At 72.7% G+C, this 20,451-nt stretch carries 13 protein-coding genes; 10 read left to right on the forward strand and 3 right to left on the reverse strand.

Going from position 1 to position 20,451, the window contains the following annotated elements:
• Nucleotides 1-14 precede the first annotated feature (14 nt).
• On the reverse strand, nt 15-3,149 hold the full coding sequence (locus tag ACLBX8_RS16970) for a rhamnan synthesis F family protein (RefSeq protein WP_447715546.1): 3,135 nt from the start codon (nt 3,147-3,149) through the stop codon (nt 15-17).
• A 336-nt stretch (nt 3,150-3,485) separates the two neighbouring features.
• Here ACLBX8_RS16970 and ACLBX8_RS16975 point away from each other — a divergent pair, with 336 nt between their 5' ends.
• The 7 genes from ACLBX8_RS16975 (at nt 3,486) to ACLBX8_RS17005 (ending at nt 15,696) form a co-directional block, all read left to right on the forward strand.
• Complete coding sequence (locus ACLBX8_RS16975) at nt 3,486-4,490, forward strand: AAA family ATPase (protein WP_026604846.1); 1,005 nt, start codon at nt 3,486-3,488, stop codon at nt 4,488-4,490.
• A 2-nt stretch (nt 4,491-4,492) separates the two neighbouring features.
• The gene (locus ACLBX8_RS16980; RefSeq protein ID WP_447699453.1) at nt 4,493-5,404 is read left to right on the forward strand and encodes a DUF58 domain-containing protein; all 912 of its coding nucleotides are present in this window, start codon (nt 4,493-4,495) and stop codon (nt 5,402-5,404) included.
• Nucleotides 5,405-5,411: 7 nt separating this feature from the next.
• Nucleotides 5,412-8,231: a DUF4159 domain-containing protein gene (locus ACLBX8_RS16985; protein WP_447699454.1), complete on the forward strand. Its 2,820-nt coding sequence runs from the start codon at nt 5,412-5,414 to the stop codon at nt 8,229-8,231.
• Between the two features lie 334 nt (nt 8,232-8,565).
• Nucleotides 8,566-10,647 (forward strand): hypothetical protein, encoded by a 2,082-nt coding sequence (locus tag ACLBX8_RS16990; protein WP_447699455.1) that lies wholly within the window; start codon nt 8,566-8,568, stop codon nt 10,645-10,647.
• A gap of 150 nt (nt 10,648-10,797) precedes the next feature.
• The gene (locus ACLBX8_RS16995) at nt 10,798-12,723 is read left to right on the forward strand and encodes an extracellular solute-binding protein (protein ID WP_447699456.1); all 1,926 of its coding nucleotides are present in this window, start codon (nt 10,798-10,800) and stop codon (nt 12,721-12,723) included.
• A gap of 14 nt (nt 12,724-12,737) precedes the next feature.
• Complete coding sequence (locus ACLBX8_RS17000) at nt 12,738-14,585, forward strand: extracellular solute-binding protein (RefSeq protein ID WP_447715547.1); 1,848 nt, start codon at nt 12,738-12,740, stop codon at nt 14,583-14,585.
• A gap of 4 nt (nt 14,586-14,589) precedes the next feature.
• The gene (locus tag ACLBX8_RS17005; protein WP_132367173.1) at nt 14,590-15,696 is read left to right on the forward strand and encodes a microcin C ABC transporter permease YejB; all 1,107 of its coding nucleotides are present in this window, start codon (nt 14,590-14,592) and stop codon (nt 15,694-15,696) included.
• A 19-nt stretch (nt 15,697-15,715) separates the two neighbouring features.
• On the opposite strand, the gene ACLBX8_RS17010 is transcribed toward ACLBX8_RS17005, so the two are convergent.
• Nucleotides 15,716-16,207 carry an Rrf2 family transcriptional regulator gene (locus tag ACLBX8_RS17010; RefSeq protein ID WP_447699458.1) on the reverse strand — a complete coding sequence of 164 codons (492 nt, stop codon included), beginning with the start codon at nt 16,205-16,207 and terminating at the stop codon, nt 15,716-15,718.
• A gap of 192 nt (nt 16,208-16,399) precedes the next feature.
• Between ACLBX8_RS17010 and hmpA the strand changes: the two genes are divergently transcribed.
• Complete coding sequence (gene hmpA / locus ACLBX8_RS17015) at nt 16,400-17,641, forward strand: NO-inducible flavohemoprotein (RefSeq protein ID WP_020092632.1); 1,242 nt, start codon at nt 16,400-16,402, stop codon at nt 17,639-17,641.
• A gap of 7 nt (nt 17,642-17,648) precedes the next feature.
• Here hmpA and ACLBX8_RS17020 read toward each other — a convergent pair whose 3' ends face one another.
• A complete protein-coding gene (locus tag ACLBX8_RS17020; RefSeq protein ID WP_447699459.1) occupies nt 17,649-18,464 on the reverse strand; it encodes a helix-turn-helix domain-containing protein in 816 nt (271 codons plus the stop codon).
• 62 nt (nt 18,465-18,526) lie between these two features.
• Here ACLBX8_RS17020 and ACLBX8_RS17025 point away from each other — a divergent pair, with 62 nt between their 5' ends.
• Together ACLBX8_RS17025 and ACLBX8_RS17030 are read left to right on the forward strand one after the other, a co-directional pair.
• Complete coding sequence (locus ACLBX8_RS17025) at nt 18,527-19,723, forward strand: MFS transporter (protein WP_447699460.1); 1,197 nt, start codon at nt 18,527-18,529, stop codon at nt 19,721-19,723.
• Nucleotides 19,724-19,787: 64 nt separating this feature from the next.
• On the forward strand, nt 19,788-20,291 hold the full coding sequence (locus ACLBX8_RS17030; protein ID WP_447699461.1) for a GNAT family N-acetyltransferase: 504 nt from the start codon (nt 19,788-19,790) through the stop codon (nt 20,289-20,291).
• The last annotated feature ends 160 nt before the right edge of the window (nt 20,292-20,451 follow it).

Consider the following 20,451-nt stretch of genomic DNA (forward strand, 5'->3'; position numbering starts at 1 on the left):
GCGTCTCCGGGGATTCAGGACCGTTCGGCGGCCAGGAGGCGGGTCAGGCTCGCCTCCATGGCCCGCGCCACCGCGCCGATGGATAGCCGCTCGCGGATGCGGGCCCGGGCGGCGGCGCCGATCCGGGCCGCGTCGCCGCCGGTCACCGCCCGGGCCGCGTCGTTGAGGGCCCGGGTGAGGTCCGCCTCGTCCACCTGGCCCCACTCGGCGCCGCGCAGGTACGGGCCGTAGGTCTGGTCGAGGGCCGTGACCTCGGCCTTCACGGGGAAGCCGCAGGTGGCGTCGAGGAAGTCGCGGCAGCCGCCGTAATCGGTGGCGACCACGACCTTGCCCATCTCCATCGCCTCGGCGATCGTCAGGCCGAAGCCCTCCGAGGAGTGCGACGACGCGTAGACCGCGCAGAGATCGAACAGCGCGCCGAGCTCGTTCTGAGAGAGCGGCTGGTCGATCACCACGACGTCGCCGGACGTGCCCACGAGGTCGAGGAGCTTCTTGCCCTCCTCGGGCAGGTCGAACACGTGCTTGGTCTTGAGCACGAGCTGCCAGCCGGCCTGCCCGAGACCCGCCGCCCGGAAGGCCCGGATCAGCGCGTGCGGATTCTTGCGGGCGAGGTAGCTGGAGCCGTCAAAGGCGTAGAGGATCACCCGCCTGGACGGGTCGATCGCGAAGGCCTTGCGCAGGTTCGCCTTGGCGGCGGCGCTCACCGGCTCGCCGGCTTCGTTCTCGACCACGTAGGGCACGACGTCGACCGGGATGTCGGTGATCTGCCGGAAGATCGCCGCGCAGAACTCCGTGGGCGCCCAGATCGCGTCGAGGCCGTCGACGGTCGGCAGCCAGCCCCCGGGCACGTGCGAGGTCTCCCAGACGAACAGCCCGATCTTCAGCCGCGCCTCGGCGGCGATCGCCCGCTGCCGGTCGCTCATCAGCGAGTGCCAGCTGTCGCCGTTGAAATGGACCAGCGCGACGTCGGCGGGGCCCGAGACGGTCCGGGCCTGCCACGCCGGCGCCACCCGGGCGTGGACGTGGAACGGCCGCTCCATCGGGTGGACGTTCAGCGCGAAGGGGGTCCGATGCAGAGCGCGGGCGTAGCTGCGGGCCGCGACGCCGAGGCCGTTGGCGTAGTTCATCGGCGAGACGTAGGCGACGCGCTGCGGCCGCTCCGGCGCCCGGGGCCGGCGCAGGTCAGCCCAGATCCTGGCCCCCGGATACGTGTAGGTCACGTCGAGCCGGTCGAGGTCGAAGCCGCGCTCGGCGATCGCCTCCCGCACCGCCGCCCCGCCGATCGCGGCGTGCTCGCCCAGCAGCGAGCGCTTCACGAACGGGAAGCCCTGGCTGAGCATGTTCTCCCAGTCGAACAGGGTGCGATTGTTGCGCGGGTCGTTGACCAGCGACATGTGCTTGTTCTGGGCCGAGAACAGGCTGCGCATGCCGAGCCCGGCCGCCCGCATCCGCTGCGAGAAGGTCAGCTCGTACTCGGTGATGACCGCGTTCTTGTCCGGCCAGTTCGCCACCGACAGGAGGAAGTGGTTGAACGCGTACGAGGACAGGCAGCGCCGCTTCAGGGCCAGGAAGAAGCTCTGGAGGTGGTGGCTGTAGTAGAAATTGTCGGCCAGCCCGATCACCGCCTCCGGGAAGGCGTCGATCTTCGCGAGCAGGCCGGCGAAGTCGTCGCGGTCGAGGGGCCCGACGAGGCTGTCATTGGCGAGGTAGAGCGTCTCGGAATCGAGGAGGTCGGTGTCCTCCAGGAGGACATGCGCCCAGGCGGCGAAGTCGAAGCCGCTGTTCTCGCGCAGGTAGACCGAGGCGCAGAGATCCAGGATCGCCTGCGGCACGGCGTTCTTGTGCTGGTCGGCGGCGATGATCAGGACGAGGTCGGTCCCGTTCTCCGCGAAGGCCTTGAGGTAGGGCTCGACGTGGCCGCGGATCCGCCCCTCGGGGCAGTGGGTGATGAACAGGGCCGTGCGGCCGTGCCGCCGGGGCTCGCGCTTCAGGCAGGAGAGGCGCGCGTCGGAGGCTTCCGGCACCGCGGCCCCGGGGACGCGGCGGGTCAGGCGGCCCGCCTCCAGGCCGGTGGTGACGTAGTCGATCAGCGGGTTGAGGCCCAGCGCTGCGACCTTCGGGTAGCGGGCGCGGTACCAGGGCGCGTCGAAGCGCGGCGACGGGCTCGTCGTGCGCCCGCCGTCGGCGAGGAAATGCGCCAGCGGGTTCTGCCCGGCCGCGTCGTCTTCAAGGTAGGTCTCGGTGTACCAGCGCGTGGCGAACCAGGGCCCCGGGTCGAGGCCCTCGGCGGCGCCGTGCTCTAGGTAATGGACCAGCGGGTTGAGGCTGTCGGCCCGCACCGCGGCGGACTGGGCCGCGTACCAGTCGGGATCGAACAGCGGGTGGGGCGCGTAGCGGCGGTAGCCGCCGGCCATCACGTAGTGCTCCAGGGGCTCGAGCCCGCTGGTCTCGGCCTCGGGGCAGCGCTCGCGGTAGAACGCGGCGTCGAAGAGCCCCGACCGCCGGATCAGGTCGACGTGCCGCGACAGGCCGGCGAACTCCTCCGGGTTGCGCAGGTAGCCCTGCTTCCGGCCGGTCTCGAAGAAGTGGCTGAGGGCGTTGCCGCCGGCCGCGCGGGCATCCGGGTAGCGGGACAGGTACCAGGCGGTGTCGAACTGAGGCGACGGGTCGGTGTCGCCCCGCGACAGGAAGTCGGAGAACGCCCGGGCGCGGTGCTCCGCGCCGCCGAGGTAGCGCGTCGCGTACCAGTCCGGGTCGAACAGCGGGTTGGGGCGGATGCCTGCCGCGGCGCCGCGGTCGAGGTAGTGGAGCAGCGGGTTGGTGCCCTCGGCCCGGAGGCCCGGGACGGAGTCGAGGTAGAGGTCGCCGTGGAAGAGCGGGTGCGGCCAGCGCCCCTCGCGCCCGCCGTGGACCGCGTAGTGCACCGCCGGATCGATCCCCTCGCCGACCACGTCGGGGTAGCGCCTCGCGTACCAGGCCGGGTCGAACAGGCCGGATTCCTTGACCGCGCGGACGAGGTCCGCCTGGCGGGGTTCGGTGCGGCGGCGGCCCTTGAGGCGCCGGGTCAGCGGGCGCGCGAGGGACTGCGCCGCGCCTGCGAGGCCGGCCTTCTCCGACGATCCGACGACGAACACATCTCGAAGGCGCATGGTCAGGTCCGGATACGCGGGAAGCCCGCAAAGCTGCCCACGCCGCGATCCGCGAGAGACATCAGAGGGTTCGGCCGGTCCGGCGGTCGCGGGTGAGGATCGCCCCGGCTTGGGCGCCTTCCTAAAGGTCCGGGTCGCCCACGCCAAGAGCGGGGCGGGATCGGCGTCCGACCCATCGCGGGCGGCTCCGGTCTCGGCGAGGGCGCCGGACGCCGCCAACGCGGCCGCGAACGGGCGTGCGGCGATCCCGACCTTGCCAGCCCGGCACCTGAAGCCTCACACTTGCGGGATTGGCCGGCGGGTCCCGCGGGGCCCGGGCAGGAGATGGATATCGGCATGACGCAGGGGATCAGCCCGGCCACCACCCTGGACGACGGCATCGTGGCGACGGCGGAGAGCTGCCTCGCCGACGTCGGCGCGGCGCGGGAGGCGATCCACGGGGTGATCTTCGGCCAGGAGAAAGTGGTCGATCTCGCACTCGTGACCATCCTGGCCGGCGGCCACGGCCTGCTGGTCGGCCTGCCGGGCCTCGCCAAGACCAAGCTGGTCGAGACGCTGGGCACGGTGCTGGGCCTCGACGCGCGGCGCGTGCAGTTCACGCCCGACCTGATGCCCTCCGACATCCTCGGCACCGAGATCCTGGAGGAGGACGCCGAGCGCCGCCGGGCCTTCCGGTTCGTGCAGGGGCCGGTCTTCACCCAGCTCCTGATGGCCGACGAGATCAACCGGGCGAGCCCGCGCACGCAGTCGGCGCTGCTGCAGGCCATGCAGGAGGGCCACGTCTCGGTGGCGGGCGCCCGCCACGACCTGCCCCGGCCGTTCCACGTGCTGGCGACCCAGAATCCGATCGAGCAGGAGGGCACCTATCCCCTGCCCGAGGCGCAGCTCGACCGCTTCCTCCTGGAGATCGACGTCGGCTACCCCGACCGCGCCGCCGAGCGGCGGATCCTGATCGAGACCACCGGCGTGGACGAGGCGCGCCCGCGGGCCGTGATGTCCACCGAGCAGCTGCTCACCGCCCAGCGCCTCGTGCGCCGGCTGCCGGTGGGCGAGGCCGTGGTCGAGGCGATCCTCGACCTCGTGCGCGCCGCCCGGCCGGACAGCGGCGACGCCATCGTGAAGGACAAGCTCCTCTGGGGGCCCGGCCCCCGCGCCAGCCAGGCGCTGACGCTCGCCGCCCGCGCCCGGGCGCTGATCGAGGGCCGGGTCGCGCCGTCGGTGGCCGACGTGAAGGCGCTCGCCGAGCCGGTGCTCAAGCACCGGATGGCGCTGAGCTACACCGCCCGCGCCGACGGCGAGACCATCGAGGGCCTGATCGCCAAGCTCGCGGAGAAGCTCTGACTTTGGTCGCGACGAACGCCCTCGACGCCGGCAGGCGCACCCCCGGCCGGCGCGAGAGCGAGGGCGCGACCGCCCTCTCCGACAAGATGCCCCGCCTCGTCCTGGAGGCGCGCCGCGTGTCGAGCCTGCTGGCCCACGGCCTCCACGGCCGCCGCCGCGCCGGGCCGGGCGAGAGCTTCTGGCAGTTCCGCCCCTTCGTCACCGGCGAGGCCGCGGCCCGCGTCGACTGGCGCCGCTCGGCCCGGGACGACCGGCTCTACGTCCGAGAGCGCGAATGGGAGGCGGCCCACAATATCTGGCTGTGGATCGACCGCTCGGCCTCGATGGGCTTCGTGTCGGACCTCGCCTCGGCCCCGAAGATCGAGCGCGCGCTGATCCTGGGCCTCGCCCTGGCCGACGTTTTCGTGGAGGGCGGCGAGCGGGTGGGCCTGCTCGGCCTGACCCGCGCGAGCGCCTCCCGCGGGATCGTCGAGCGCCTGGCCCAGGCGCTCGTGGCCGACACGGCCGGCCTCACCCAGGACCTGCCGCCCCGGGCCAGCCCCGCCCGCTTCGACGAGGTGGTGCTGATCGGCGACTTCCTGACCGAGCCCGACCGGATCGCGGCCTCCGTGCAGAGCCTCGCCGGCCGCGGCAGCCGCGGCCACCTCCTCATGGTGGCGGACCCGATCGAGGAGACCTTCCCGTTCACCGGCCAGGCCGTCCTGCACGATCTCGAGGGCGGCCTCAGTCTCGATATCGGCGACGCCGACGCCTGGGGCGCGCGCTACCGGGCCCGGATCGCCGAGCACCGGGCCGCGCTGGCGTCCATCGCCCGCGGACAGGGTTGGACGCTGACGATCCACCGCACCGACCGGCCGGCGAGCGAGGCGGCCCTGCGGCTCGCCACGCTGATCGCCGCCCGCGGCACCGAGTGAGGCCGCCATGCTGGGTCTGACCTTCGCGGCGCCGCTGGCGCTCGCCGCCCTGATCGGCCTGCCGGCCCTGTGGTTCCTGCTGCGGGTGACCCCGCCGCGCCCGCGGCGGATCAACTTCCCGCCGCTGAAGCTCGTCGCCGACCTGATCCCGCAGCGGCAGACCCCGGCGCGCACGCCGCCCTGGTTGCTGATCCTCCGGCTCCTGATCGCCGCCGCCCTGATCCTCGCGGTCGCCGGCCCGGTCTGGAACGCCGGGGGCGTCGGAGCCGGGGGCGGCCGCAGCGCGCTCCTTGTGCTCCTCGACAACGGCTTTCCCGCCGCCCACGACTGGCGCGACCGCCTGCGCGTCGCCACCGACGCGGTGGAGGGCGCCGCCCGGGACGGACGGCCCGTCGCGGTGATCGGCCTCGCCGACGCCCCCGCGGCCTTCGAGGCGAAGACGCCGGCCGCCGCCCTGGAGCGCCTGCGCGCCCTCGCGCCGCGCCCAATCCTCCCCGCCCGCGACGCGCATCTCGCGACGATCGAGACCTTCCTCGACAAGAACCGGGGCGCCGGCCTCGTCTGGATCAGCGACGGCGTCGCCGGCGCGGGCGACACGCGCTTCGCCAAGGGGCTCGCCGACCTCGCGGGCGACAGGGGCGCGGCCCTGACGGTGCTGCGGGCCGACAGGCCGCCGGCCCTCGCCCTGACCGCCACCGAGAACGCCGGCAAGCTCGTGACCCACGTCCTGCGGGCGGCGCCGAACGGGCGCGACGCGGGCGTGATCCGGGCGCTCGACCAGAAGGGCCTGCCGCTCGCCGAGCGCGACTTCGCCTTCGGGGCCGACGCCACCGAGGCGGACGCGACCTTCGAGATGCCGGTGGAGCTGCGCAACAGCATCAGCCGGCTGGAGATCGCGGGCGAGCGCTCGGCCGGCGCCGTGGTGCTGCAGGACGAGCGCGGCAAGCGCCGCCGGGTCGGGCTCGTGTTCGGCGGCACCCTCGACCAGGCGCAGCCGCTCCTGGCGCCGACCTACTACCTGTCGCGGGCGCTCCAGCCCTTCGCGGACGTGCAGGAGCCCCGGGGCGCCAAGGGCACGGCGGACTCGATCAACCAGCTCCTCGACAATCAGGTCTCGGTCCTCGTGCTGGCCGATGTCGGCGCGCTCGACGAGAAGACCACCGCGCGGATCGAGAGCTTCGTGAAGGACGGCGGGATGCTGCTGCGCTTCGCCGGCCCGCGGCTCGCCGCCGGCAACGATCCGCTCGTGCCCGTGCGGCTGCGGCGGGGCGGCCGGACGCTCGGCGGCACGCTCTCCTGGGACAGCCCCAAGACCCTGGCCCCGTTCCCGCCCGAGAGCCCCTTCACGGGCCTGACGCCGCCGGCCGATATCGGCGTGCGCCGCCAGATCCTGGCCGAGCCGGACGGCGACCTGCCGAACCGGACCTGGGCGTCGCTCCAGGACGGCACGCCGATCGTCACCGCGCAGAAGCGCGGCCAGGGCACGATCGTGCTGTTCCACGTGACCGCCGACACGACGTGGTCGAACCTGCCGCTCTCCGGCCTGTTCATCGACATGCTCCGGCGCGTCGTGGCGCTGGCCGGCGCCGCGGCGCCGGTCCAGGGGGACGCGACGCGGGCCGCCGCCCCGGTGCTCGCGCCGCGGGTGACCCTCGATGGCTTCGGCGCGCTGGGATCGCCGCCGGCCTCGGCCACCGCGGTGTCGGCCGACTACGCCGACCGGGCGAACCTCGAACATCCGCCGGGCTTCTACGGCCCGCCGGACGGAGGCATCAGCGTGAACGCCCTGAAACCGGATGACCGGCTGAAGCCCCTCGACACCGCCGCGCTCGAGGGCGCCCGGTTCGGGTCCCTCGCCGGCGCCGAGACCCTGGACCTGCGGCCGAGCCTGTTCACCCTGGCGCTGCTGCTGCTGGCGCTCGACACCCTGGCGGGGCTGTGGCTCGGCGGCTTCCTGCGCCGCGGCGGTCTGGCGGCCCGCCTGCGCGGCCGGCCGGCCGTGCTGGCCCTCGCCGGCCTCGTCCTGCTCGCCGCCCTGCCGGCGCGCCCGGTCCGCGCGGAGGAGCCGCCGGCCAACCGGCCGAACGGCATCGAGTCGGCGCTGGTCACGCGCCTCGCCTACGTGATCACGGGCGACGCCGCCGTCGACGAGGCGAGCCGCACCGGCCTCACCGGCCTGACCCAGATGCTGGCCGCGCGCACCGCGCTGGAGCCGGGCGAGCCGGCCGGGATCGATCCGGCGAAGGACGAACTGGCCTTCTACCCGCTGATCTACTGGCCGATCGCCCCGAACCGGCCACAGCCCTCGGACGTCGCGATCCGCAAGATCGACGCGTTCATGCGCAACGGTGGCACGGTCCTGTTCGACACCCGCGACGCGCTCACCGCGCGGCCGGGCGGGCCGCCCACCCCGGAAGGAGCCTATCTCCGGAAGATGCTGGCGACGCTCGAGGTGCCGGAACTGGAGCCGGTGCCCCTCGACCACGTGCTGACCAAGGCCTTCTACCTCGTGGACAGCTTCCCCGGCCGCTACGCCACGGGCCAGACCTGGGTGGAGGCGCTGCCGCCCGCCGCCGAGGGCGCCGAGCGCCGCCCGGCCCGCGCCGGCGACGGCGTGAGCCCGATCATCATCACCGGCAACGACCTCGCCGCCGCCTGGGCGGTGGGGCGCCGGGGCGAGCCGCTCTACCCGGTCGTGGGCGGCGACCAGCGCCAGCGCGAGATGGCGTTCCGGGGCGGCGTGAACATCGTGATGTACACGCTCACCGGGAACTACAAGGCGGACCAGGTCCACGTGCCCGCGCTGCTGGAGCGGCTGGGGCAGTGATGGGTTCGGACACACGGCGCGCGGCCGCCTTCCCTCCCTCCTCTGCATGCCTGCAGATTCGAAGCGCGCGCGCGGCGCCGCGTCGGCAGGACGGGGCGCGGGTCCCCTCTCCCGTGCGGGAGAGGGACACGGTGAGGGGTCAGATCTCCCCGGACGCGGCGCTCCCTGCCGGCACATCGACGGCGTGCTCGAGCCTGAACCTTCCCGACCCTTACCCCAGCCCTCTCCCGCGCGGGAGAGGGAGCCCGTCGCGCCTGCCCGCGCCGCCGCGTGAGCGTGGCGGTGCCCGGAACGAAGCGCGGCGCAGCCTCACGGATTCGGAGCGCTCCGCCCCATGCTGAGCCTCAGCTTCACGCCCCTCCTGCCCTGGCCGGCCATCGCCGTCCTCGGCGCGATCGTCGCCGTCCTGGCGGTGTTCGCCGTCCTGGCCCGGGGCCGCACCGCGCTGCTGCGCGTCCTCGTCCTCGCCCTGGTTCTGGCGGCGCTCACCAACCCGGCGCTGGTGCGCGAGGACCGGGAGCCCGTGAAGGACGTGGCCGCCATCGTGGTCGACCGGTCCGGGTCCCAGCAGCTCGGCGATCGGCCGCAGATGACCGACGCGGTCCGCGCCGAGCTCCAGCGCCGGTTCGGCGCGCTCACCGACATCGAGCCGCGCTTCATCGACGTGCCGGATTCCAAGGACGGCGACGACGGCACCAAGCTGTTCACGGCCCTGAGCCAGGCGCTGGCCGACGTCCCGCCGGAGCGCCTCGCCGGGATCGTGATGCTCACCGACGGCGTGGTGCACGACATCCCGTCCTCGCTGGCCCAGCTCGGCATCAAGGCGCCGCTCCACGTCCTCGTCACCGGTCACCCGGACGAGCGCGACCGGCAGATCAAGCTCCTGGAGGCGCCGCGCTTCGGCATCGTCGGCAAGGACCTGACGATCCGCGCCGAGGTCATGGAGCGCGGCGGGACCGGCCACGCGGTCGTCACCGTGCGCCGCGACGGTGAGGAGATCGGCCGGCGGGACGTCGCCACCGACAAGCCGTTCTCCCTGAACCTGCGCATCGAGCACGGCGGCCCGAACGTGGTGGAGATCGAGGTCGAGCCGCTGCCGGGCGAGCTCACCACGGTCAACAACCGGGCAGTCCTGCCGATCGAGGGCATCCGCGAGAAGCTCCGGGTGCTGCTCGTCTCCGGCGAGCCGCACCAGGGCGAGCGCACCTGGCGCAACCTCCTGAAGTCGGACGCCAACGTCGACCTCGTCCACTTCACCATCCTGCGGCCGCCGGAGAAGCAGGACGGCACGCCGATCTCGGAACTCTCCCTGATCGCCTTCCCGACGCGCGAGCTGTTCGTCCAGAAGATCAAGGACTTCGACCTGATCATCTTCGACCGCTACGCCAATCAGAGCGTGCTGCCGCAGGCCTATTTCGACAACATCGTCCGCTACGTCCGCGAGGGCGGCGCCCTGCTGATCGCCGCCGGCCCCGAATTCGCCGGACCGGCCAGCCTCGCCCGCACGCGGCTCGCCGGCATCCTGCCCGGCGACCCCGACGGCCGGGTCGTCGAGAAGCCCTACAAGGCGACGCCGACGCAGGTCGGCCAGCGCCACCCGGTGACCCGCGCCCTGCCGGGCTCGGACGCGAACCCGCCCGCCTGGGGCGACTGGCTGCGCATCGTCGAGGCCCGCACCCGGCCGGGGATCCAGCCGATCCTGTCGGGGGCCGAGGGTCTGCCGCTGCTCGCGCTGTCGCGCGAGGACAAGGGCCGCGTCGCCCTGCTCCTGTCCGACCACGCCTGGCTCTGGGCGCGGGGCTACCAGGAGGGCGGCCCCTATCTCGACCTGCTGCGCCGCCTCGGCCACTGGCTGATGAAGGAGCCGGCCCTGGAGGAGGAGGCGCTGCGCGCCCAGACCACCGGGCGCGGCCGCGAGGTGCGGGTCGAGCGCCAGACGATGGCGGACCAGGCCGAGCCGGTCACCGTCACGGGCCCGACCGGCAAGGTGACGACGCTGACGCTCAAGTCCCAGGAGCCCGGCCTGTTCACCGCGACCTTCGACGCGGAGACCCTGGGCCTGCACACCCTGCGGTCGGGCAACCTCGTTGCCTTCGTCAGCGTCGGGCCGGCCAACCCGCGCGAGCTCGCCGACGTGTTTAGCGACACCGAGCGCCTGAAGGCCGCGGCCGACGGGTCGGGCGGCTCGGTCCGCCGGGTCGCCGAGTCGGGCGGCATCCAGGTGCCGCGCCTCGCGCTGGTGCGCGGCGGCCGCCTCGCCGGCAGCGACTGGATCGGCTTCCGGCCGAGCGACAGCGCCAACATCCGCGGCGTCGAGGTCTACCCGCTGGCGCTCGGCCTCGCGGCGCTCGCAGCGCTGGCGGCCGCCCTGCTCGCCATGTGGCTGGTCGAGGGTCGGCGGGGGCGGGCGGTTTGACGCGGACTTGCGGCTGGGCGCGCCTTCGGACCCGTGCGGCCCTGTGCGCTCCCGCATGGTCGACGGGCGGCGGTCCGCGTCCTATGACCCCTTACATGTCGAGAGAGTCCGCGTCCGGCGCGGGCTCGAACCAACGGAGACAGCCTGCCCGTGACAGCGCAGACCGTGACTGGACGCCTCCTCGCCGCGACACTCCTCGTCGCCTGCCTCCAGCTCGCCCCGGCCCGTGCGCAGGAACCGGCCGCGATGCCGTCGACGCCGCCTGCCGTGCCGGCCACCCTGCCGGCCGCCAACGGCCAGTGGACCCACGCGATCACGCTGATGGGCCAGCCGAAATACGGCCCGGACTTCAAGCATTTCGACTACGCCGACCCGGCAGCCCCCAAGGGCGGCATGGTCCGGTTCGGGGCCCAGGGCGGGTTCGACAATTTCAACATCGTCGTCGCCGGCCTGAAGGGCGACCTCGAGAACGGCATCCAGCAGATCTACGATCCGCTGATGACCGAGTCGTCGGACGAGCCGTTCACCTCCTACGGCCTGCTCGCCGAGGCGGTGCGGATCGCCCCCGATCTCGGCTCGGTCTCGTACCGGCTGCGCGAGAACGCCCGCTGGCACGACGGCAAGCCGATCACGCCCGAGGATGTGGTCTGGTCCTTCGACGTGCTGAAGGCCAACAGCCCGTTCTACGCCGCCTACTACCAGACCGTGGCCAAGGCCGAGGTGACCGGGCCGCGCGAGGTGACCTTCACCTTCACCGAGACCGGCAACCGCGAGCTGCCGCAGGTGATCGGGCAGCTCCGCGTCCTGCCCAAGCACTGGTGGACCGCCACGGATTCCAACGGCAAGGCGCGCAGCGTCACCGAGACGACCCTGGAGCCGCCGCTGGGCTCGGGCCCCTACCGCCTCGCGAAGTTCGAGCCGGGCCGCACCACCACCTACACCCGCGTGCCCGATTACTGGGGCAAGGACCTGCCGGTGAATGCCGGTCGCTATAACTTCGACACCGAGCGCTACGAGTATTTCCGCGACGGCACCGTGCTGGTCGAGGCGCTGAAGGGCGACCTCTACGATTTCCGCGTCGAGAACATCGCCCGCAATTGGGCGACCGCCTACGAGGATTTCCCGGCCGTGAAGGAGGGCCGGCTGATCAAGGAGGCGTTCCCCGAGCGCGGCATGGGCATCATGCAGGCCTTCGCCTTCAACACGCGCCGGGACAAGTTCAGGGACCCGCGCGTCCGCCGGGCGTTCAACCTCGCGATGAACTACGAGGAGATGAACAAGGCGCTGTTCTACGGCCTGTACAAGCGAATCAACTCCTACTTCTTCGGCTCGGAGCTGGCGTCATCGGGCCTGCCGGAGGGCGAGGAGAAGGCGATCCTCGAGAGCGTCAGGGACAAGGTCCCGGCCTCGGTCTTCACCACCCCCTACGCCAACCCGGTCAACGACGGCCCCGAGGCGGTGCGCAGGAACCTCCGCGAGGCCGTCGGCCTGCTGCGCGAGGCCGGCTACGAGCTGCGCGGCGGCAAGATGGTCAGCAAGGCGACCGGCGAGCCGCTGACCGTCGAGTTCGTGGAGTTCCAGAACACCTTCGAGCGGGTCATCCTGCCGTTCTCGGCGCAGCTGAAGCTGATCGGCATCGACGCCACCCTGCGGGTCATCGACCAGGCGCAGTATCAGAACCGCATCCGCAACTTCGACTTCGACGTCACTACGGCGTCGTGGGGCGAGTCGCTCTCGCCCGGCAACGAGCAGCGCGAGTACTGGGGCTCGGCCGCGGCCGACAAGCCCGGCTCGCGCAACCTGATCGGGATCAAGGATCCCGGCATCGACGCCCTGATCGAGACGGTGATCTTCGCCAAGGACCGGCACACCGTGATCGCGGCGACCCGGGCCCTGGACCGGGTGCTCCTCGCCCACGACTACGTCGTCCCGCAATGGTCCTCCGACCAGCAGCGGACACTGCGCTGGAACCGGTTCGGCCACCCGGCGATCCTGCCGCTCTACGCCAGCTCCGGCTTCCCGACGACGTGGTGGTACGACGAGACGCTCGCGGCCAAGACCGGGGCGCCCCGTTGACGGGGGCGCCCGGGATGCCGACCCGGCGCGGGCTGGTCCTCGGGGCCGGCGCGCTCGCGGCGATGCCGCCGTGGCGCCCCGCCCGGGCGGCCGACGCGCAGGAGCGCCACGGCCTGTCCAGCTTCGGCGAGCTCAAATACGGCCCGGACTTCGCGCATTTCGACTACGTGAACCCGATGGCGCCCCGCGGCGGGCGCTTCTCGGCGCAGCTCGCCGCGACGACCGGCAATCAGTCGCTCAACACCTTCAACACGCTCAACATCTACGTGCTGCGCGGCGACGGGGCCGCCGGCATGCCTCTGACCTTCGACAGCCTGATGGTCCGCGCCCTCGACGAGCCGGACGCCCTCTACGGGCTGGCGGCGCGCGCCGTCACGGTCAGCCCGGACGGCCTGACCTACACCTTCGCGCTGCGCCCGCAGGCGCGGTTCCACGACGGCTCGCCGCTGACCGCGCGGGACGCGGCCTTCAGCCTCAAGCTCCTGCGCGACAAGGGCCACCCCGAGATCGCCGAGGTGATCCGGCCCATGACCGACGCCCGGGCCGAGGGCGACGGGCGGCTCGTGGTGACCTTCGAGCCGGGCCGCGCCCGGGACCTGCCGCTGTTCGTCGCGCAGCTGCCGCTCTTCTCCGCCGCCTACTACGCCGGCCGGGACTTCGAGGCCTCGACCTTGGAGGCGCCGCTCGGCTCCGGTCCCTACCGGGTCGGCACCGTCGATCCGGGCCGGTCCATCGGCCTGGAGCGCGTCCCGGATTACTGGGCCGCCGAGCTGCCGGTGAATGTCGGCCAGAACAACTTCGACGCGATCCGCTACGAGTATTTCCGCGACCGCACCGTGGCCTTCGAGGCGTTCAAGAGCGGTGCCTTCACGTTCCGCGAGGAGTTCACCGCCCGGGTCTGGGCGACCGGCTACGACTTCCCGGCGATGACCGAGGGCCGCGTCGTCCGCGAGACGGTGCCGGACGCGCGGCCGAGCGGCACGCAGGGCTGGTGGATCAACACCCGGCGCGCGGCGTTCCGCGACCCGCGGGTGCGCGAGGCGATCGGCCTGTGCTTCGATTTCGAGTGGTCGAACCGCAACCTGATGTACGGCGCCTACGCGCGCACGGCCTCGTTCTTCGAGAATTCCGACCTCAAGGCGACCGGCAAGCCCTCGGCCGAGGAGCTCGCCCTGCTGGAGCCGCTCAAGGACTTGCCGCCCGAGGTGTTCGGCGAGGCCTGGGCGCCGCCGGTCTCCGACGGGTCCGGCCAGGACCGGGCGCTGCTGAAGCGCGCCGACGCGCTCCTGCGGGAGGCCGGCTGCACCCGCCAGGGCGGCAACCTGCTGCTGCCCGGCGGCCAGCCCCTGACCCTCGAGTTCCTCGACGAGGATCCGGTCTTCCAGGCGGTCACGCAGCCCTTCATCCGCAACCTGGGGCTGCTCGGCATCAAGGCGAGCCTGCGCACGGTCGACCCTTCTCAGTACCAGGCGCGGCTGAAGGATTTCGACTTCGACGTCACACCGCGCCGCTACAGCAGCGGGCTCACCCCCGGCGCGGAGCTGCGCGAGACCTACGGGTCCCGCTCCGCCGGGACCGCGGGCTCCAACAACCTGTCGGGGATCGCGAGCCCGGCGATCGACGCGCTGCTCACCGCCGTCGCCGACGCGACGTCGCGGGCGGACCTGACCACCGCCTGCCGGGCGCTGGACCGGGTCCTGCGGGCCGGGCGCTACTGGGTGCCGATGTGGTACGCCTCGACCCATCGCCTCGCCCTCTGGGACGTGTACGGCCGCCCGGCGACCCCGCCGAAATACGACCTAGGCGCCCCCGGGACGTGGTGGTTCGACGCCGACAAGGCCAAGCGGATCGGGCGGGACTGACGCCATGCTCGCCTACATCCTGCGCCGCATCGGCCTGATGATCCCGACCCTGTTCGGGATCATGCTGATCACCTTCACCATCGTGCAATTCGCCCCCGGCGGACCGGTGGAGCGGGTGCTGTCGCAGCTCCAGGGCCAGCGCGACGGGGCCATGTCCCGCGTCACCGGCGGCTCGGGCGACCTCGGCGGCGCCAGCCGGCCATCGGGCGGCGGCGGCGACGCCAGCTCCCGCTACCGCGGCGCCCAGGGGTTGAGCCCGGAATTCATCGCCAAGCTCGAGAAGCAGTTCGGCTTCGACAAGCCGGCGCCCGAGCGCTTCGCCAAGATGCTCTGGGACTACGTCCGGTTCGATTTCGGCCGCAGCTACTTCCGCGACGTCACGGTCATCCAGCTGATCAAGGAGCGGCTGCCGGTCTCGATCTCGCTGGGCCTGTGGATGACGCTGCTGTCCTACGCGATCTCGATCCCGCTCGGCATCCGCAAGGCCGTGGCGGACGGCACGCGCTTCGACCGCGCGACCTCCTTCGTGGTGATCATCGGCTACGCGATCCCGGGCTTCATGTTCGGGCTGATGCTCATCATCCTGTTCGCCGGCGGCTCGTTCTACCAGTGGTTCCCGCTGCGCGGCCTGACCAGCGAGGGTTGGGAGAGCTTCTCGCCCTGGCACAAGGTGACCGATTACGCGTGGCACATGGTGCTGCCGCTGACCGCCCTGGTGATAGGCGCCTTCGCCACCTCGACCCTGCTGACCAAGAACTCGTTCCTCGACGAGATCCGCAAGCAGTACGTGCTGACCGCGCGGATGAAGGGGCTCTCCGAGCGGCGCGTGCTCTACGGGCACGTGTTCCGCAACGCGATGCTGATCGTGATCGCGGGCTTTCCGGGCGCCTTCATCTCGGCCTTCTTCACCGGCTCGCTGCTCATCGAGACGATCTTCTCCCTCGACGGCCTGGGCGAGCTGTCGTTCCGGGCGATCGTCGGGCGCGACTATCCGGTGGTATTCGCAACGCTCTACATCTTCTCGCTGCTCGGGCTCGCGGTGAACCTGCTGTCCGACCTGATCTACGTCTGGATCGACCCGCGGATCGATTTCTCGGCGCGGGCGACCTGACCGCGCGGCGCGCGGATCCTCAGGCCTCCGGGAGGCTCGCGGCGCCGGCCGGCACCGGCGGCTCGTCGCGCGGGGGGCCGGCCAGGCCCAGCAGCGCCGCGATGGCGTCGCCGTCCGGCGCGCCGAGGAGGTCCGCCAGGGTGTAGCGGTCGAGGACGGCGAGGAACGCCGCCAGGGCCTCGCCCAGCACCCGCCGGAGCCGGCACGGGGCCGTGATGGCGCAGGCGCCGCCGCCGAAACACTCGACCAGCGCCAGGTCGTCCTCGGTCTGGCGCACCACCGCACCGACGACGATCTCCTCCGGCGGCTTCGCCAGCCGAAGGCCGCCGCCCCGGCCGCGGGTCGTCCGGATCAGGCCGAGCCGACCCAGCTGGTGGACCACCTTGGTCAGGTGGTTCTCCGAGATGCCGTAGGCGCGCGCGATCCCGGCGATCGAACTCTGCTCGGGCTCGTGGAGCCCGACGTAGATCAGCGTGCGCAACGCGTAATCCGTGTAGCGGGTCAGGCGCATCTCAACTCCAGAAGACGATCCCTGCCGTGGGGCGATGCGATGTCCGCCGCGGTTCGAGTCCGTACGCGCAGCTGCGGACCGGCGCCACCGCTGGCAGGCGAACAGGCATCGTCCCTATAAGATGTATTTCACTTGCATCTTTTCGAGGGGGCGCTAAAAGAAGCATGTCGTATGCACCTTTTGAGCTGTGCCATGCCCGCGCCCCTCTCCCCCGCCACCGTCGCTCTCATCAAGGCCACCGTGCCGGCCCTGGAGGCCCACGGCCTCACCATCACGAAGCGCATGTACGAGCGCCTCTTCGAGAACGCCGAGATCCGCGACCTCTTCAACCAGTCCCATCACGGCGAGACCGGCTCTCAGCCGAAGGCCCTGGCCCAGGCCGTGCTCGCCTACGCCCGCAACATCGACAATCTCGGCGTCCTGGCGGGCGCGGTCGAGCGCATCGCGCAGAAGCACGTCGCCCTGAACATCCTGCCGGAGCACTACCCGCACGTGGCCGACGCCCTCCTCGGCGCGATCGGGGATGTCCTCGGCGAGGCCGCCACGCCGGAGATCGCCACGGCCTGGGGGGAGGCCTACTGGTTCCTGGCGGAACTGCTGATCGGCCGGGAGGCCGCGATCTACCGCGACCATGCCTCCAAGCCGGGCGGCTGGAACGGCTGGCGCGACTTCGTGGTCGACAGCGTGACCCAAGAGAGCGAGACGATCCGCTCCTTCGTCCTCGTGCCGGCCGACGGTGGCCCGGTGCTGCGGCATCGGCCGGGCCAGTATCTCGGCTTCCTCCTGGACCTGCCGGGCCGCGGTGTGCTGAAGCGGAACTACTCGGTGTCCTGCGCGCCGAGCGACCGGGCCTACCGCATCACCGTCAAGCGCGAGGCGGCGCCGGGCCGTCCGGCCGGGATCGCCTCGAACTGGCTGCACGACCACGCGCGGCCCGGCACCGTGCTGAAGGTCGCCGCACCGGCGGGCGACTTCAGCCTCGACACCGAAAGTGACGCGCCCGTGGTGCTGGTCAGCGGCGGCGTCGGGCTGACCCCGATGATCAGCATGCTCGAGACCATCGCGGCGGACAGCCCGGACCGGCCGACCTGGTACGTCCACGGCGCCCTGTTCGGCCGCGTCCACGCCCTGCGCGACCACGCCCGGGCGCTCGCGGCGCGGGCCCGCGCCGCGACGCTCGTGACGTTCTACGCGGAGCCCGAAGCCGCGGACCGGCCGGGTGAGCACTACGACGTCCAGGGCCTGATCACGGCGGACTGGCTCGCGGAGCACACGCCGCACGACCGCGCGACCTACTACCTGTGCGGTCCCAAGCCGTTCCTGCGGGATCTCGCCACCGGCCTGCTGCGCCGCGGCGTCCCGGCCGAGCGGGTGAAGTTCGAGTTCTTCGGCCCGGCCGACGAGCTCTTCGAGGAGCCCCGGCAGGCAGCCTAAGCGGCGCTCACGCCGACCCGCCGCGGAGCGGACGCGCGGCGCCGAGCACCCGCGCCACGGTCGTGCGCAGCGCCTGCGCGCTCCGGTAGCCCACGGCCGCCGCGACCGCCCGCGGCGGCCGCCCCTCGGCCGCCAGCGCCAGCGCCCGGATCACGCGGGCTCTCGCCCGCCAGTCGCCGAAGCTGAGACCGGTCTCCGCGCGGAACCCGCGCGTGAGCGTGCGCCGACTCGCGCCGGCACGGTCGGCCCAGGCGTCGAGATCGGCCTCCGAGGCCGGATCCTCGATCAGCGCGAGGCAGACGCGGCGCAGGCGCGGGTCGCGGGGGAGCGGCAGAGCGAGCGGCGTCGCGGGGGCCCGGCCGATCTCGTCGAGCACGAGGGCGGCGAGGTGGCCGCCGCGACCCGCCTCCGCGTAGAGCACCGGCTCCTCCGCCAGGGCGGTGAGCGCGGCGGCGAGGAGCCGCGACACCGCGATCACCCGGCAACTCGCCGGGAAGGACCGGACCGCGGCGGGATCGAGATAGGCGGAGCACATCGCGACAGCCCCGTGGGTCGCGACCGCGTGCGGCAGAAGCGGCGGGATCCAGAGGGCGTGCCCCTCGGGAACCACCCAGGTGCCGTCCTCCGCGAACGCCATCATCAGCCCGGACGTGGCGTAGAGCAGCTGCGCGCGGGGATGGAAGTGCCGTGCGAGGTGCATCCCGGCCGCGTAGGTCTTGGGCATCACCGCGACCGGGCGGGGCACGTCCTGATAGTCGGCCGCCTCGGTCGACCGCCCCGCGGCGCCGCGCGCCTCCGTCGAGATTGGCCCGTTCGCGTACATATCCGGCCCAACACCGCCATCGGGTCAGGCTATCAGCATGCCGTCCCGGAGGATACGCCGCGATGGATTCGGACACGCTGTCCCGCCGCACCCTGCGCTTCGTCAACGTCGCGCACGCCCTCGACCATTTCGTGCTGCTGATCTACCCGACCGCGGTCATCGCCATCGCGGCCCAGACCGGGCTCGGCTACGGCGAGCTGATCGGGCTCGCCACCGGCGCCTTCGTGGCCTTCGGCCTGTGCTCGCTGCCGATGGGCTCGCTGGCCGACCGGTTCGGGCGGCGCAACATGCTGGCGGTGTTCTTCTTCGGCTACGGCCTGTCCTGCCTGGGTGTCGCGAGCGCCTCGACGCCGCTGGGCTTCGCCCTCTGGCTCTGCGTCCTCGGGCTCGCCTCGGCGATCTACCACCCGGTCGGCTCGGCCATGCTGGTGACCCATGCGCGCCGGCTCGGGCACGATCTCGGCATCAACGGCGTCTGGGGCAATCTCGGCGCGGCCTCGGCCTCCGGCCTGACCGCGCTGCTCGCCGCCGCGGTCAGCTGGCGCGCGGCCTTCATCGTTCCCGGCCTCGTCTGCCTCGCCTGCGGGGCCGCCTTCGTGGCCCTGGTCCCGGGGGACGGCGACGCCGCGGGCCGGAAGGCCGGCGGCGCGGCCGTGATCCCGGTGACCCGGCCGTGGGCGCTCATGGCGATGTTCGCCCTGTCGATCTTCGCGGGCGGCCTGACCTTCAACCTGACGACGATCAGCCTGCCCAAGGTGATCGACGAGGGCGTCGGGCAGGCGCTGCCCCTGGCGCTGACCGGCTCGATCACCACCGGCGTCTTCCTGTTCGGCGCCCTGATGCAGCTCGCCATGGGCCGGCTGATCGACCGCTACAGCCTGCCGTCCCTGTTCGTGGCCCTGTCGGTGCTGCAGCCGCTCGGGCTCGGGATCGCGGCCGTCTCCACCGGCCTGCCGCTGCTCGCCGGGCTCGTCCTCGCCATGACGGCGATCTACGGGCAGGTGGTGATCAACGACGCGATGATCGCCCGCTACGTGCCGCCCGCCTACCGGGCCCGCGCCTACAGCGTGCGCTACTTCGTCGGCTTCACGGCGAGCGGCTTCGTGGTGCCGGCGATCGCCCTCCTGCACGACCGCGGCGGCTTCGCGCTGGTCCTCGGCGCCGCCTCCGCCTGCGGCGCGGTGATCTGGCTCGCGGCCCTGGGCTTCCTGAGGCTGACGCAGGGCGGCGCGCGGCCCGCCCTGGCCGCCGCCGAGTAGCGCGACGGTTTGCGGGTCCGGCCCGGCGCTGCTACGCGGCGCCCGTCCGACCCGCGAGTACCCCGTGACCGATCTGTCCCTCGTCATCCGGCCGGAGCGGCCGGAGGATGCCCCCGCCATCGAGCGCCTCCATGCCCGGGCCTTCGGCCCCGGCCGCTTCGCCCGCACCGCGTACCGCCTCCGCGAGGGCGCGGCCGAGCGGATCGATCTCGGCATCACCGCCTCGGTCGGCAGCTTCCTCGTCGGCTCGGTCCGAATGGGACCGGTGCGGACCGGGGCGACGCCCTTCGTGATGCTCGGCCCCCTGGCGGTCGATCCGAGCTTCGAGGGCCGCGGCATCGGCGGCACCCTGACCCGCGCGGCGATCGAGGGGGCGCGGCGGGCGGGCGACGGTCTGGTGATCCTCGTCGGCGACGCGCCCTACTACGCCCGCTTCGGGTTCACGCCGGTTCCGCCCGGGCGCCTGAGCCTGCCGGGGCCGGTCGACCCGGCGCGCCTGCTGTGGCTGGAACTGGCCGAGGAGTTCCGTGCGGGCGTGACGGGCCCGATCGAGGCGGTCAGGACCTGAAACGGGGCCCGACGGGCGTGCCTCAGCTCTCCGACGGTGATTTCGATCCGCACCGGGCTGGTCTTCTGCATGCGCGTGAATGGCTCAGCGCAACCCACACGCAGCCGCCGTCATTGCGAGCGAAGCGAAGCAATCCAGTAGCGCCACACTTACGGAGGGC

It is taken from the genome of Methylobacterium sp. D48H (assembly GCF_053345715.1).